At 42.1% G+C, this 16,804-nt stretch carries 8 protein-coding genes; all 8 read right to left on the bottom strand.

Annotation, left to right across the window (positions count from 1 at the left end; genetic code table 11):
* Positions 1 to 9 precede the first annotated feature (9 nt).
* The 8 genes from QF041_RS00585 to QF041_RS00550 all read right to left on the bottom strand — a co-directional run bounded on the left by QF041_RS00585 (position 10) and on the right by QF041_RS00550 (position 16,796).
* Entirely contained in the window at positions 10 to 339 is a 330-nt protein-coding gene (locus QF041_RS00585) for a hypothetical protein (protein ID WP_307410681.1), read from the bottom strand.
* A 22-nt stretch (positions 340 to 361) separates the two neighbouring features.
* Entirely contained in the window at positions 362 to 916 is a 555-nt protein-coding gene (locus QF041_RS00580) for a hypothetical protein (RefSeq protein ID WP_307410678.1), read from the bottom strand.
* 19 nt (positions 917 to 935) lie between these two features.
* Positions 936 to 2,135: a coiled-coil domain-containing protein gene (locus tag QF041_RS00575; protein ID WP_307410675.1), complete on the bottom strand. Its 1,200-nt coding sequence runs from the start codon at positions 2,133 to 2,135 to the stop codon at positions 936 to 938.
* Between the two features lie 62 nt (positions 2,136 to 2,197).
* Positions 2,198 to 3,343: a DUF1349 domain-containing protein gene (locus QF041_RS00570; RefSeq protein ID WP_307410672.1), complete on the bottom strand. Its 1,146-nt coding sequence runs from the start codon at positions 3,341 to 3,343 to the stop codon at positions 2,198 to 2,200.
* Between the two features lie 16 nt (positions 3,344 to 3,359).
* Positions 3,360 to 8,045: a hypothetical protein gene (locus tag QF041_RS00565; protein WP_307410669.1), complete on the bottom strand. Its 4,686-nt coding sequence runs from the start codon at positions 8,043 to 8,045 to the stop codon at positions 3,360 to 3,362.
* Between the two features lie 44 nt (positions 8,046 to 8,089).
* The gene (locus tag QF041_RS00560; protein WP_307410667.1) at positions 8,090 to 13,675 is read right to left on the bottom strand and encodes a hypothetical protein; all 5,586 of its coding nucleotides are present in this window, start codon (positions 13,673 to 13,675) and stop codon (positions 8,090 to 8,092) included.
* Positions 13,676 to 13,753: 78 nt separating this feature from the next.
* Positions 13,754 to 14,899, bottom strand: a complete 1,146-nt coding sequence (locus QF041_RS00555) for a hypothetical protein (RefSeq protein WP_307410664.1) — start codon at positions 14,897 to 14,899, stop codon at positions 13,754 to 13,756.
* Positions 14,900 to 14,915: 16 nt separating this feature from the next.
* On the bottom strand, positions 14,916 to 16,796 hold the full coding sequence (locus tag QF041_RS00550; RefSeq protein ID WP_307410660.1) for a hypothetical protein: 1,881 nt from the start codon (positions 16,794 to 16,796) through the stop codon (positions 14,916 to 14,918).
* Between the last annotated feature and the right edge of the window lie 8 nt (positions 16,797 to 16,804).

Below are 16,804 nucleotides of genomic sequence, written 5' to 3'. Positions count from 1 at the left end.
CTCACCTCCTTAAATACCATATCGAACTTTCAATTCCTGAAGCATCGACTCTTTCATTGCTGTGAGAAACACGGTGCGGATCTGCATGTGTCTATCTTGCTCTTGACGTTGTGTATCCTGATCTACTAGCTCCTGGTTAATTTCGTCCGTTAACTCAAGAGGAACCACCTGTTCCAAAGCTTCAAGCACCGGAAGGTACTGCTGCCCTGTCCCATCGAAGATAATATCGCTCCGCAACATAAACATCAGGAGTTCCACCTCTTCCTCTGTAATTGGCGTAAGGTTCGTACCTACCATTTTGTCGAACAAAGGACGAAATCCTGTTTTAATTTTGGTCATTGAGAAGTGTGATTCCACTCTATCAGCCTACCTTTCTTTTTTGGACGCCAAGGATATTTCCATCCGAATCGTACTTATATTTTTTCACTATTTTCGAACCATTAAAGTCGACCATCTCGGTATCCACACTACCATCAGAGTTATAATTGTATTCAATAATCTTTATAACTAATGGTTTTATATCGTTGTTATATGTAATCTCTTTGATAATCAGGCCGCTTTGATGATCATACTCAAAATAAACGTCCTGTTCTTCCATATCTTCAAGCACAGACACACGTTGCTTAATAGGGCGGTCATCATAGGCTGAACTACCCTGTAAGTAAAAGTACATTGCCCCTTTGTTCAACTTGCGTCTAATTCTTCCTTCTTCCCGTTCATAGGTTATCGTCTTAACTTGCCCATCACTCTCCGTAATGAGTTCCGCTATAAGATTCCCCTCAAGATCGTACTCATAATCAATAACGCGGTTAATACCTCCAGTAATAATCTCACGCTTCATTCTGCCTTTGGAGTCATACTCATACTCTGAAGTTGAAGACGTATTGATGATCGATCCTCGGCTAAGCAGTGTCACACGTGAATCCACCGGAATATCATAGAGAAAACGGATTTCCGTATCCGTATATTCGATATAATCTTCCCCAAGGAGTTACCCTAACGCCATCCAGAAGTACTTCTACACTATCAGAACCAATGCTATACTTTGGACAATAAAAGCTCTTTTGTTCTGAGAGCCTTATATCAGGTGGGTACTCAATTCGAAAAATCGATTGATTTTCCATCGTCCCCCTGGATGCAGCAAGCTCAAGCTTGGATTGCATGTGGTTTAAACGATCCGGCAGCTTATCAAATTCAAAGCCATCTTTGTCTACTCTAGCTTTTGACACTTCAGCCTTAATTTCACCAAAACCTTCAACTTGTTTGGACAAATCTTCGGTATGATCAATCCACCTGACCACTTCTTCGTCCAATTCATTGATTTGAGATTGAGCATCTGTGATTCTTTCCTGGAGATCTTGAAAATCACCTGTAGACACCGTTTTGGTCAGATAATAGCGTTGATCTTTAAGATATACCGCATCAGAGGTGGCACCTGTTGTGACAGATCCCAGAATCATGCCGTTATCGGGTTCATCGGAAACCAACTGATGTACAAAGGTTCCATCATTTTTTAGAAATATATAATATCTGGTATCTTGCTCAGCTGTAAATGAATAGAAAGACTCCTCTTTTTGAACGAGTGTACTGTTAATGCTTGCATTGCCACCGTTGATCTGAACCTTAAGCAGACCATTAGAATCCATAGCTGCGGCTCTTATTGCTAAATCAGACAAAGGGATTGTTTTTAGTTCATCAATGGAATCCTCTATATCAGATATAACATCTGCAAGTGATTCACGATTCCCCCGACTATCTCCTAATTCATTTTCCAAACTCTCCAACCGTTCATTTTGTTCATGAACATCCGTGCTGAGATCCGCTACGATTTTCTCAACTTCACCCAACTTGGACTTCTGGTCTTCCAACAATATTCCCTGATTCAATACCCGAGGTTCCAGCTCAGCAATACGCAATTCATGACCGGTTATCCCTGTTTCATTCTGTTTGCCTACAAGTTCCATCTGATCCAAACGCTCAGGGAGGCTGACATATACGCTTCTGGCTTCCTCCATCTCTGAAAGATGCTCATCAATTTCTTGGTGGGATCGAGTCCCTTTGTTTAACAAACTATTGTGGTCAAGCAACTCGCCATTGTTCGTTCCTGAACTTGTCCCGCTAAAGCGGACAGACATATTCTCACCTCCAACTCAACCCTTACTGAATCTATACGTGGTCGAGCACTTAAAGTTTAGAGTTATATATACGTTGAAGAAACTTTGATCCCGAACGTGACCTGGGCTTCATAATTGGTGCTGGTATCCAGCCTCTCTACTCTCACCCAGAATTGATAAGGGCTTTCTGGAGTTATCTCGGTTGCGTTCACTTGCATACTCCAAGCTCCTGGTTCTCCCTCAACATCGGGCGCTAACCGAACTACGTTTTGGTACTGATCTCCCCGATAAGAGGCAAGCTCGAAGTTAACATTTTGAAAAACACCTTGGTTCAATGAATTTTTGGCAATAAACAATACATTCTCCGTTACGGATTGACCAGAGGACATATAACCGAGGAAACGTTCCTGGTTGTCTTGTAACCGCATGTCAAGGAATTCTCCATTGTCGCTATACTCACGATAGTAAAGATCCACTCTAGGTTCAAAGTAATATGTATCGCCACCGTATATACTTAATATGTCTGAAGACTCAAATCTATTGCCGTCAGGCAAAGTCACAGCAAAGCTGCCTGTAAACGGATAACCATATCGTTGAAAGTCAAACATGATGGAGGTATTCTCATATTTACATATTTTCTTTTCAAGAGTTTTTCCTGCCTGATCCCGGAGTTCAACCTGATAACCTTGTTTCAGATTATCTACCTTCACTCTGGCACTTCTTTGAATTCGAATATGATTAATAAGTAGTGGTTCACCTTGTGTTCCTGATTCTAAGAAAAGCCCGATCTTAGGTACAGAAGAGATGACTTCCTGATTACCAATAAACCGCCATATCTTCCCGTCCTCTGACCAGTATGCGGAATATACATTAAAACTTCGTACCAGACGGATCCAAGGATAACTTCTAGCCATCCCTTTTTCCGCATCAAAATACTCTTCCAGTTTCACCACATTCTCATCGTCTGCATATACAATAAGTCCCCCGGAGTCTCCCTCAACAGTTGGATTATACTCATTCTTGACATCAAACACGAACTCTTCAATTTCCGTTAACTCCGTGAAAAACATATATATTGGAGACTCTCCATGTCTTAGTTCAAGTACCCCATGATCAGCATTGTACCTTCCATGATCGTCAGTCAATACTTCCCACCCTGAGTCAAGTTCGGATTTATTGAATTCATCAAAATAGATTAGCCCTTTTTCCTGACGTCTCACAATTCCCATCCAGATCCTCCTTTCTTTACGTGAATAACCAGATGCGTTTACCGATTACACACATCTTAGGCCTTGCTTTCCAAACTTCCAGCAAACATTTAATAAGTGCTTCAACACACTTGTCTCCCCCACCACCTTCGCAGTAAGGAATGACATAGACGTCATCACAGATCCAGTTGGTCAGTTCCATCCAGTCCAGATTAGCGTATTCGTAACTCCGCGTACCCACTTCCTGAAGTGAGGTGAACACCCATTTGAACTCATGTTTGCCCTTGGGCACTGGATGTGAAAATGTATAGTATCCACCCTCTTGGGTGAATGTTTTGATCAGTTCATCGTCAATGAAGAAATCCAATTGACAATCAAACGGCTCAGGCACCCATACCCATCTTTCGTAGGCTTTGAAGTCATGTACCCTGAAGGTGGTCAGATATCGTTTTCCTGTCCAATCGCTGATTTGCCCCTTCTGATCTGTTGTAATCTCCACCTTATACTTGCTATAAGGCTTGGGAGCTAGATCATTCAGTTCGAAGCCACGATACCCATCCCCGTAATACTTTTCATCCCATAACACTTTTCCGTCCTCGCGGGTAATTTTTACACGCATATTACTGTTATCACAGCCGCCCATCCAGATTGGTTTGTTATTCCAAACTTCGAAGTGAGTCACCTCAGCCCAGGATGGATCTAATTTGCTTATATCATCGAGTTGCATCGAACCACCCCAGATCATGGCTCCATCTCCCGGGCAGCCCTGCTCGAATCGAACACGAACCTCATAACTTTTCTTCTGATCTGATGTATTTTCTACCTCAATAGAAATGATTTGGTCATCTTCATTTGTAACTGGTCGAGTATCAATTACTTGACCTTCTTCAAGAGTTTCGATGACAATTTTAGTTCCCGAACAAGCTCTACTTTTATTTTTATATAAACGAATTACATCGAGCCAGGCATGACTTCCACCATCTGGTGCCGTTGTTTCTGGTAATGGTGGATTCCATGAGTCCTCCCCAGGATGTGGTGATTGTCCTTCTCCATACAATAGTCCCTGAGCATCTTCGCAGTATGCATCCCATGTTTCTAAATAGCTGCCTCCACTGAGAGTGAATCCACCAGCATCCAATCCAGAATTCGTTGTTTCACCCTTTTTTTTGTGAAGTGTATACTCAATTCGATAGGTATGACCAGGTGTTAAAGTTTTAAAGCTGTCTGTAAATTTTCTAGGCTCTCCGTTTAATAATAAATTATAAGTGGCACTTCCCGCTTTCACATCTAGTGTTAAATCCCATATTACTGCTTGTACTTTCGTTTCATAATCATAATCGGGATACCCGATCAGACTATTTTTATTATTACTGTAAGGGTCTTCAGTGTGTATCTGCAAATTACCAATTGTCGCATGATAGCGGACATTTTGCTTATTTTGATCCTCGTCTGGATAGGTATCCGTAACACCAATACTTACTGTATATCTACCTGGCCGGGGTACATTAATTACATCAGATTGATAGGATGCTGCCGATCTTTCCCAAAATTCATTGGTAAAATTGTCATAATCAACAGTGCTACTATTGTATCCTCTGTTATTATTCTCTTCATGAATTAGCTTTTTTTGTTTTGACTGACCTTCAGGATAGAAATACACTCTGAGTTTAGCTCTTGGGTTCTTGTCTACAAGGTAACTAATAAATTTGTAGTTGAGTCTAAATTTGCCTTCACAATGAAAAGAGATTTCTATTTTTTTCGTGTATTTACTATCAAAATCAGACTTATTATCTCCAGGCTCTGTACCTTTAACGTTTATAGAATAATAAGATGTTCCCAAAAATTTAGGGTATCTTACTCCTGAACTTGGAATGATAGTTGGAATAATTTTTCTTAGACCTTGAACTTTTTTATTTTTCACCGGATAAACGGTAATTTGCTCACTGTATAAGATACTTCCAGTAGGTGGAGCTTTAAAATACCGTGTGACTGTCTTACCTTCATCCAGCACTTTAATACCCTGCATACCATTATCACTATAAATTAATCCATCGTTCTTCCATCCCCACTGGCTAGACTGTGCTGAGTTTCCGTCATATGAGACTTGCCCATATTGAATTTTGTGAGTTTGAGTACCTGCTGGAAAACAGCTTTGTCCAAAAGGATCGGTGACTACATCTCTTATTTGCTCATTTGTTGGACCATTTCCACCGGTATTTCCAGAGCCTCCTGAACTTCCGGCACCAGGAGTATATGCCTTCCCATCCTGGTATATCCAGCGGAATATATGGTTACCAGCAGGGAGGGGATACATACAATCTGTACCTTTATCACCGTTGGATTGACTTCCTGTCCATACGCTGATGCCATCTATTTGTAGTTCCAACTTCTCCCCCGTATCAAAGTCGCCACCATACTGCCAGCATATATATCCAGAGTTATTCATTGAAGCTGTAAATTCACAAATAAAATTTTGGTTATGTCCCTGCGCCCACATTACACCATCTCCAACCGGGATTGGATCAGGGGGATTGTCAGGGTTATATTGCGGAGGTTTGATATCTTTCCATTTCCAACCACCAATAAATTTCAAAGACGGTTTATACACATCCTTTTTATTAAATAACTCTCCAAATATTTCGATATCTCTTGAAGTCCCTTTATCTGGGTCATAATTGGAATCCATTGCAGGATAGATTCGCATGTGCTCTTTAATTTTTAATTTGGCACCAGGATTGAGCTCTGCGCTGTATGTAATTGTATCTCCATTTGTTTGTGTAGATGCTCCAGCATCGGTTACATCCCATCCACGTGTCACATCAACATATGAACCTAGCGGTGACGTTGTACGGTATGTATTACCCGTGTTATTACCATAGGTGAACAAATGATTCTTCTGATACTTAAATGGCTCCTCTGTCAATCTATCTTGAATATGAAACTCTATGATGTTGTGTCCAGCCTTTAATGGAATACGCACTAGTTCCCTGGCACTTTGCATGGACGTATAATGTACTAACATTCCGTTAACTTTTACTTCAAAAGCTTCAGTAGGTCTAAGCAAATGCGCGTAACTGAATACAAACCACCCCTCATGATCTAATATCACCTCTGTCTGTGCTATCATATTCCCTTCCGTTGGTTCATCCAAACGTAAAATATCTTCTTTACGGATCCATCTCGGATTTCCCGACATTAACCATTGATATTTCCCAATCCCTTGTCCCCGATGAGACGGCTCCCAATGATCAATCTCTCGCGGAGGACAAGTTACTTCGAGCGAACCTCTCAAGTCCACGGTCGTATCCGGCCCTGCAACAATTTCATATTCGATTTTAGCCTGGTTAGTCTCCGTTTCTGAATATTCCCCATTCAGTCTCCACTCCACACCATGCACTGATGTAGCATAACTGCCATGATCTCCATCCCCTCGCTGAGTGCGTTCAAGCATTTTATCATCAAAAAACAACTGATAATCATGATTGGGATACGGCTCTTCATCCACCCCCATCTTGTAAGCAAATGAAACCGTTCCATCACATTCGTTATCCAGATCCATCGTCATGGTTTTCTTACGTAAATCATCCGTAATGAATTGTCCTTTAAAATGGGCTTGTGCCAAACTTTGCGGTGATCTTACAACCCAGTTCCCATACTCATATACGTCCTCACCATCCAGATCGTAATCTTTCGGTGCAGGCGGCTTGCGTGTATCCACAATCTCAACGACTTCAACATCCTTGAGATAGATGCCATTGTTCTGCCATACTTCAGGTCTCATTTTACGGATCAGCCAGTCGAACTTGTACATCTGTCCTGGCTGCAACGTAAATGCAGCTTCCTGCCATCCGCTATTCTCGCTCCATTCACCTCCGACTTGCTGCCCATTAATATAAAACAGCATGCCGTTACCGCGCTTGGCACTAGCCAGGTACTTGAACCTGATCTGTCCATAACGCTTCACACGCCAGTTAAATGTGATTTTGGATGAGTTGCCAATCTCCAGAAGCCCTAAATCCAGTTTTAAGATCATCTCTGAACCAGATTGTTCATTTTTGCCTACGGAGTGAACAGCTACCCATTCCTTATCCTCCGTCGATGATACATATCTGAAGAAATCAGGGAATTTATTCGAGAACGGGACATCCTTTTTCATCGAAAAAAGCGGGATCTCATATACGGTTGCATCAAAATGATTGAAGTAATTCCCGCTAAAATGATGGTAGTAAGGTGCCGGACAGATCGGCAATGACACACCATGATGACTACCGCCAGGCTTCTGGGCGTTTTCAAGAATCTTGTGAATACAGTCTTTCACCATTTGCATCACTCGCTGATATTGTGTTTTATCTGGAGGCTGCTGTTGTTCTACCCACCATTCAATCCTGCGGTACATATTCCACAGTGCTTCACGACATCGTACACTCTCATACCAAGACTTATCTCTCAGATATTGCTCAATGATTTGATCAATACTGTTTTCCAGTGCATCCAATTGAACCGTCTGCCATCGTCCTATCTGACCGTAACCTGGATCACCCAGAATAGGATTATTTTCTTCGCCATGCCGGTCCGTTTCACTTCTCGGTGCATTCGGACTCTCCGGGAGATGCTCTGGATGGTTAGGATTGGCATAATCGTCTTTATCAGCTATCTTAGCTCTCATATTGGCGAACAACACGCCTTTTTGAGACATTGTAAATAATCCAAATGTATGACCCATAAAATCACCTCGTACTCGCTCTATACGAAAAAAAGAACACTGAGTTAATCAGTGCCCGTTAAATCGTATTGTAGTTTGGAATCGGTATAGATTTGCAGCTTACCTTTAATGATGGATACTGAGATTGTGTACCATCGATCCCTCTCCCATTTAAAAGGTTGCATCGGAGAACCTACAGACTCTTTTCTACCCGCGACGACATGATACAGCTGCATCGGTGTCCTCATATCTAGAGCACTTGTAGAATCACCACCATTGACCATGAACATCCAATAGTTATTGGTATCTTGCATTTTGAAAATAATACCAACGCCATCGTCACCCTTCTCGTTCTCATCTACCTTGAAATCAACGGAGAATTTATACTGATCGCCCAGAAAATTATTCCGGTACCATCCGTTGATTTGAGAAGTTTCATTTTTACTGTAAAACTTGCCGAGGAGCTCATCCCGTTTCCAATCGCCGCCTCCGAATTGAACCCAATCATCCGCCTGAACAAGTTCAAGTGCATCCATCTCTTTGGAGTATGGGAAATAAACGTTGAACGGGTCATGAGGATCATACTCTTCGGGCACGCCAAAACCACCCTCCCAGTCTTCGGGATTCATTCCGTGGTCCAACAGATTATCGGTATAATCGAAAACAAGTCCCTGCGCGGTAGTATCCATAAGAGGCAGATATCCCTCAGTAATCCGATCCCGATAAGCCAACACCGAATCGACTTCAACATCAGAAGCCCGTCCTTCCACTTTGGCTTCGTGATAGATCTTCATAAGATGCGCTGTTCGTTCAGGCAAAAATGCAAAAAGCTGTTCCAAATACTCTGCACGCATCTCAGGTCGTTCAGCGAAAATAAAGCCCGTGATCACCTGCGTACATCGTTCCTCAAAGGTTGCGAATGTATCCTCCGGATTCTGCAATTCAGACAAACGAGCATTCGCAAATGTTGCCTCTCGTGTCTGGTTTTCCAGATGAGATATTCGTTCATCCTCTCGTTCTGCAGTGATGACATCCTGTTGAATAAGCGCCACTCTGCCCTCAAAATCTGCATATGAAAAATCATCCACTTCTTGTCCAGACCCACTTAACTTGATTGACATGTTAGTATCTTCTATATTTAATTCACCATTAAGAATATTCTTAAATGCAGTCGTTATTTCGTATTGCTCTGTAGATTCAAGTGGTCCGGTTTCACCGGATAATCCTGCCCCAACATTAGCGTGGTGCCCTGAGTTCGTGCCTGTCCATGTACAATCGATTAATTCACCATCCACATGTCCTTTCTTTCCTTCTGAACCATCTAGAAGAGAAGCACCTTGTTCCAACTTGCTAGCATTCAATTGCTCTCCCACATGCCCATGCTGTTGAATTTTTAATGCTTCAGATATAGTAACAATTGAAGAATAATTGCTCGCCTTATCACTCACTAAAGATTGCTCCCAATCAGCCTGGGAATTACCTTTTGTGCTTAACAAACCAGATTCAAATGTAGCCCGAAGAGGATTTAGAATTCCCGCTATATCTTCCTCAAGACCTGTCCTTCGCTCGCTCTTTGATCCGTTCCGTTGTTCCTCAACATATGAATCTCTTGCACGTTTATCTCCGTTGTTGGTAATGTGATATTCGGAACTTTTACCACCCTTAGTCGCGAGAAGATTTTCTTCCAAATTTCCATATTGGGGCTTGGTAGAAAACAGCATTTCTTCAATTTTTCCATACTGAGGTTTAATTCCGAGTAGCTGCTCTTCCAAGTTGCCATACTGGTATTTAGTTGCCTGCAACTCCTCTTCAATCTGCCCATATTTGAGCGGCAAACCTCCAATGGATTCTACTGGCACGTCTGCGTACTTAGGTTTATCCCCGCTGTCAAGATATTGATCCATCAAACCATATTGATATTTGGTAGCAACCCACTGGCTCTCCAGATTTCCCTGTTGTGGCTTATCAGCTATCCACTGCTGTTCCAGGTTACCAAGTTTGTATACCTGACCCAGAAAATCTTCATTCACCCATGAATCTTTCAATTGAGTAGCATGTTCAACTCGACCTGATTGCTCTGCCAATCGTTCTGAGTTCATGGCCAATTGCATTCCGTCATTCATGTTTGCCTGTTTTAATTCCATATAACTGTAAAATGATCCTTCTGCTGTTACACCCAGTCGATGATTCATTTTCCCCATATAACCATCATCCCATTGCATTTCACGCAAATCCTGATATCCAAGGCTAAAGCCTTCACTAGATAGACCTTGGCGTAAAAGTGGATCTCCTAATTCATAGCCCTCACTTGTATTTGCTTGACGAATTCCAGAAGTGCTGGAGGTATACAACTGAATGACCTGTGCTTTTCTCATTTGTGAAGAAGCTCCTGAGACTATCTCTCCAGTCTGTTGAAGCTCACGACTAACAGGACTGCCTAAGTTATATTCCTCACTCACATCCGCTTGTTGACTGAAACGGGCCCCAGTGGAGTACTCTTCGCTAATATGCAGTTCTCGGAGATCTGTCGAACCCGCAACGTATGTATTAGAGTGCTCGCCTGACCGAAGGATAGATTCTCCTGTAGCATAATCTTGCTCGTTAAATAATCCATCTCGATCGTGATTAGAACCATCGACTGTTTCATTCACCATGCCGAACTTTTCCTGTGAGTGAGCAGCGTTCATTTCTGATAGATCCTCATCGAAAACTCCTGGAGATGAATCAACAAAACCAAGTGGAGTATCAAAATTAAAAGTAATCGGTTTGGCATCCCAATCCGCATAAGTCACCTCGATGGTTTCTCCGCGCCGATCAAACTTTGAACCCGTATTTTGCTCATTCAGCAACCCTTCTTGATTATACTCACTGTCCTTTTCCTTGAAGGACTCGGACATTTTATCATCTACATTCCCCTGACGGGGTAGGTGATCTGCATCTAGATATGGTGTGTCTGTCCATGCATCATCGGGCTCTTGATATGCTTCTGGCATGTCCATGTCGATGATAACTTGTTTCAATTCTCTAATACCCTCTGAACTGAATGTAACGAGTCCATTATCACTTTGTTTAATCGAACACAAGATACCCACTTCAATTAATGCATCGATTCTCTCTCGAATTCCAGTAAGAAGGTTTTCATCCATAAAGGCGACATCATCGGTCTGATACACCGCATCAATCATCATCTCCAATACAAGCGCAGGGCGTTCTAATAATTCAGCTGCCAGCAATGAATCTTCCAGATGACCCGGATATAATTTGTTTCCAATCGTTCCACCATCACTGATGAACTTTTTTAGTAAGTCATCCAAGTAAACCATATGCTTCTGCGTCATATTTTTTAGGGATTGCCACAATTTCTCTATATTGAGCTCTTTGCTGCCTTTAAGTGCTACATACATCTCATCGTCAAGAAAAAGGTTTTTACTATTCCTACTCTTCAGCGCCTCGTAGACCGTATCTTCAATCGTCAATGTCTTATCTTCACGTTCTCCACGTAAAGCCTGGGGTAACCAGATTTCTTGCTCAGTATTGCGGTTACCCGCTCTTGAAAATTTTAATTCTATCTCATATGTATCCGTTCGCTCGGCATGCACTTCTGTTTTGGGAATATACATGGCTCGCGGACCAACATGACCCGTATCGAATTGGGAAGATACAAATGATTCAAATTTGTCGACCCTGCGTCCTTCTGAATATTCTCGAAGGAGATGTGCAGCTTCTTTATCTACCCGAGTGCCCTCAGGTTTATCCCTCTCAACACTAGCGAATTCTACTGTATCTCGATATGCTTCGGGTTTATTTCGCAAGACATATCCGAACTCCGTAACATCCCTTGATGCAAGAATTTGCTTATTTGTGTCCTCAACCGCTCCAAGTACAACAATAAGCCGGTGAGCCTTGATTTGCGTATTCACATCTTCAATATAAGCAGGATTATGATCTATGATTCTATTGCCCCAAGGGAATTCCTGATCTATTGTTGCTGGATTATGACCTATAATACGTTGTGCTCTTGGAAAAGCATTTTGGATCACCCAGGGATCACTACGAATATCTCTTAACGCAGATGCGGGGTGATACCTATTGGCTGAAGATCTGTCCATATAGGTTTGCACACCTTTAGCCATGGTTCCCCATAGACCTTCCTTATTAATCAAGGTAGGTGCTGTCAGTCGGCTCCGATCCAAATTTATGATCTCGTTTAAAGAAATAATATCATGCTCTGCGCTTCGTCTATATAACTGTGTTTCCGCTAAAAGCAGTTCTTTATTCGTATCTCTTTCCATTCGGAGAGACTGATGTACCACACTTGGGAATTGGCGTGTTTTCAGTTTAGCCAGAACAGGTGGACGCATGATTAACCCGTTTTCGAAGTCTTTGCGTTGCCCCCATCGTTGTACGTACTGCATCTGCGTTTCAAAATCAATATTCCGCAAGGCTTGATTGAAATGAGCCAGTTGCCCTTCGACCTGAAGATTTCTTTCACCCTGATCTGGCTTATGAACACTGATTTCTCTCGTATGATCTATTGAAGAGAGAATTTGCTCATGTACAATTTTCATATATTCTTCTTGTAGGGAACGTGAAGAATTCCCTATTGGTATGTCATGATCTATGCTTGAATCCCGTTTATAGAAACGCTGGAAGTTACTCATGAGCTCCTTGGAGGTGTTCCGATGATGGACTATTGCAGCTTTTAGCAGGTTTCCATATGAAACATCGAGTTCACGCCGAGTCATTAATGAACCCAAGTCCAGCTTGGATATCGCAGTATCTTTCAGTCTCTCTTTAACGCTGTCAATTACTCTAACTATGATGCTGCATCGCTCAGTTTCTTTCAGAGCACCATCCATCACCATTTGCTCCGTGAGCATCGAAACTGTCCGATTGGCTATCGCTAAAATCTCAAGCCGGGTATGCTTCTGATGATCTCTGGCTGACGCCATGATTCGTTCAACAACGGTTTCAACTGCATCATCTCGCTCGTAATCTCCAAGATAATCCAGAATGACATCCTGATCCGAGAAACGAACACCCCATTGGGATGGATGAATTTTGTCCAGATTTTTCAGCAAGTTGCGTGTCACTGTAACATTCTTGAATATTCTCAATTCTTTGTTATTATCAACACGCCATGCTGCATCTTCCGTATGCAACTGTCCCTGATGCAGCCACTGCATTCGATCAGCAGCCTTTTGCTCAGAGTTATCCATAAGATTGCTATCTCGAAGAGATGTTCGAATTGCTTCAATCGGCTCTAAGGACTCATCGGCACCTAATCGATTACGCATAGCCTTAATGCCTTCTTCGATCTCGCTTTGTACCGTATTTCGTTTGTCTCCAATAGGTATCTCGTTTATCGATATATGATTCCTTGTTCTTCCATCAGACAGAACGATAAATTGTTCTTCTCCTTCCAAATCTCTTTTGATGGAGTCAATCAATTCGTCTTTTATCGTATCATCAGCAGCATTCCTTGCCATGTAGAAATCCAGCATCAATATACTGGCATAACGACTATAAGGAATATATACAAACATATAGTCCAAAGTCCTACTTCCTGTACTGCCTATCCTGAGCAAATATCCCTGTGATGTCTGAACAATGTCCCGGATGCTGAAATAGTATTCGTTTGTTGTGAGCACTGCATCACCCCCTCCAAATAAAAAGGGAACTCCTGAGCGGAGTCAGGGTTCCCTCTACTGAATCTATACGATTCAGGTCTATGCTTGTTTACTTGAGTAACGTACCTCTTTCAGAATCGCTACGCCCATACGTTGATTAGCTGATAAGTTCATGAAGTTCTGCTGTGTATCTGTATCGAAATAACGATAAACCTCTTGATGCCAAGGCTTTCCTTCCACGTCAATAATCAACTCATCCAGGTGAAGGATATTATGTTTCGTTACCGCAATGCAGTTGTCAAACTGACCACGATATCCCTCATAGGGGTGGACAACATAAATTGGAGACAAGTGATATTTGGACGTCCATTTGGATGCCTGGAAACCCTGTGGTTCCAGTTCAAGTCCCGTATCCCCAAGTTCAGGATCAATAAAGGCTTTGCCTACTGGTGGTGCTTGTGTAATGAAAGAAGGATAATGGCTTTGGAATTCAATACCTGATTTGGTTTTAAGCATCTGCAACGTGTTGTTACCTGCAGAGGTATACTGTCCATAGTAGTATGTACCGTCTTTGGCAATTGTTGCGATATCCGGTTCATCAATAACTGCACCTGCCGTCAGCATAACGTTTCCGTCTACATCATTGAGGTTGTATTTGAATGGCTTCAGCGCACCTACATAGAGGAAAGATTTTTTATAATCCAGGAAATTTACAGCCGGATCTGCAACCAGAACCATAGCCAGACGATTATTCATCACATTGATATACATGTAAACCGGCTTTTCTTTGTTTCGATCCGTTGGCGTATGACTCTCCAGTGCCCACTGGTACAGTACAGGGTGACCTGTTAATTTGAATGTTGGCAGTGTCTTCACCGGCAAAGCAGCAGGCTCTTCTCCTTCCAGTCCTTCAAGCAATTGGACCGTCAATGTACTATGCTCTACATAAGCAGGTGTTGGTGTGATCACTCGTGGAACGATGGCGTGATTCGTGAACTGTACATAATATTTTTTGGTGATTGGTTTTTCTGTTGTTCCGATAGACATAGTGCTTTGAAGAATCAACAGACTGATACGATTTTCAGCATCCTTTTCCTCATAAAATACCTTCCACGAGTTATTCTCAGCTGTTTCACCCGCTGTTGATTCGAAGGGGAAGTTCTCGAAAGCCGTAATCTCCTCCTTCAACTTGTTCAGAAGATCCTGGGATGTTGTAATGGTTTCTACATACTTGAAATTTGCCATGTAATGTTAATCCTCCTTATTTAATTTCCTTAAGTATTGCAATCGTTACCAGGTCAGGAGCAGGCGACTGCTTGAAAAAATTCATCGGTGATTTGATACTGAAGAATTTGTACACTTCCGTCCAATTACCAGCTGCAGGGTTATTATTATCTTTGGGAATCTCTGTATCTACAATCAGTTCGTCCAGATTAACGAGATTCTGATCATATATCGCAACAACCCCATCCATATAACCCCGATAACCTTCCGCCTGGTGCACCAGATAGACTGGACTTGCATGGTATTTCCCGGTCCATAGTGACTTTTGGAAACCATCCTTATCTAACACTAGTTTAGACAGTTCTTTTGGAATACTCCCAACATCGGGATAATTCGGCAGCTGGGTAATAAATGCTGGATAATGAGCTTGATAAAGTACATTACCTCGAGTTCGGAGAAGAGATACCGAGTCCATCCCATTTGAAGTATACTCTCCGTATTGCGCATATTTGTCCGGATTTAAATCCGTTCGAATATCATTTTTGGTATATCCTGTTAGATCCTGTTTCAAGTCTCCCATACCTACGGTTAAACCAAAGTTTCCAATGTGATCATGGTCATTAAAAGGTACGATTTTTCCAAAATAACCGAAACTTCGATAATATCCATGAATATTTGGAGAAGGATCTCCTTCAATGACAACCGCAGCTCGGTCGTTATTGACTGAAATATGGTAGGCTACCAGATAATCCGGTCTCCGTTTTTTGTTTGGCAACCATTTTACGGTAGAGTTACGACCATAAAAGAAATGGGAAGCCGGACTGATCAGTTCAGTAACTCCATCAAAATCCTTATCCCATGTGATGGTTGGTGGTGTGTACAGTTTAGTTGCTTCAGGAACATTCCACTGCTCGTACATCGCTTCTGCTGCTGTCTGATCCACTACTACGGGGGTTGACCCAGGTGAGACGGTTGAAGGACTGCAGATACCTTTGTATGTAGCTGACGGATCACCCTTGCTTAATTCGCCTACGAATCCTACGCCATGCTGGCAGTCAAAGTAATTATAATCTCCGCCCGCAAAGTTCTGAGGTTGAGTAAACATGATGAAGTAATCCCGAGAGGAAATCCCCTCTGGTACATCTGGTGTAGCTTTCAACACAACCTTTGGTGTAGTGTAGTTGGTTGGTTCAGCGATATAATATCGTTCGGTAAACGTGTACTTGGTTGCAAGGACTGGTTCTGTTGTGTAGTAACGTCTATACCCATCTAAGTAATATTGTTTATATTCAACTCTTAATTTGTAATTCTGCTTACTTAAAGCGTATGCCCAATCGGTAGGCATTTCGGTTATAATTTCAAATTCATTCCAGTCAGGACTATTTACCTTCATCCCGTCTTTTTTCCTATGTACTTGTCTCACAAAATAAGACCGCTCTCCAACTTTGGAGGTTTCATCTGGGACAATAACTACTAAAGAACCTGAAATGTTAATAAGAAGTTTATTTTCTTTCTCATCAAGATACTCATGGGTAGTAACACTAATTTTCTTCCCAGATAACCTATTAGGTGTATCTAGTACCTCATTTAAATATCCATCCTCATCTACAAGTAACCTTCCATCTTCTTGCGCTACGATATTCTGAAGATTACTTGCAAGTTTCAATACATCATAGAGCTTCCCATCGGTATGCTTATATTTTCCTTGAACGCCTGAACGGGTCATCTCTTTGTAAGTCACCCATACATCTGACATGGACTCGTAGACCTTTTTCCATTTGTTTTCTACATTTGAACCATTGGCGGATGGAATCTTCGCGCTTACAATTGCATCGGCCAGATCGAAAATAATATCCTCTGCTTTACTTTCGCCTGACACGAACCCACTGAACTTGGTTAATGGTACTGTCTGTGCCATCGTCACCC

This window comes from Paenibacillus sp. W2I17 (genome assembly GCF_030815985.1).
Classification (GTDB): domain Bacteria; phylum Bacillota; class Bacilli; order Paenibacillales; family Paenibacillaceae; genus Paenibacillus.
Note: the sequence above shows the minus strand (reverse complement) of the source record. Positions and strands in the feature narration are given on the sequence as shown.

Coding starts and splice junctions, on each gene's coding strand:
- QF041_RS00585 (WP_307410681.1), bottom strand. CDS start 339: ATGACCAAAATTAAAACAGGATTTCGTCCTTTGTTCGACAAAATGGTA.
- QF041_RS00575 (WP_307410675.1), bottom strand. CDS start 2,135: ATGTCTGTCCGCTTTAGCGGGACAAGTTCAGGAACGAACAATGGCGAG.
- QF041_RS00570 (WP_307410672.1), bottom strand. CDS start 3,343: ATGGGAATTGTGAGACGTCAGGAAAAAGGGCTAATCTATTTTGATGAA.
- QF041_RS00565 (WP_307410669.1), bottom strand. CDS start 8,045: ATGGGTCATACATTTGGATTATTTACAATGTCTCAAAAAGGCGTGTTG.
- QF041_RS00555 (WP_307410664.1), bottom strand. CDS start 14,899: ATGGCAAATTTCAAGTATGTAGAAACCATTACAACATCCCAGGATCTT.
- QF041_RS00550 (WP_307410660.1), bottom strand. CDS start 16,796: ATGGCACAGACAGTACCATTAACCAAGTTCAGTGGGTTCGTGTCAGGC.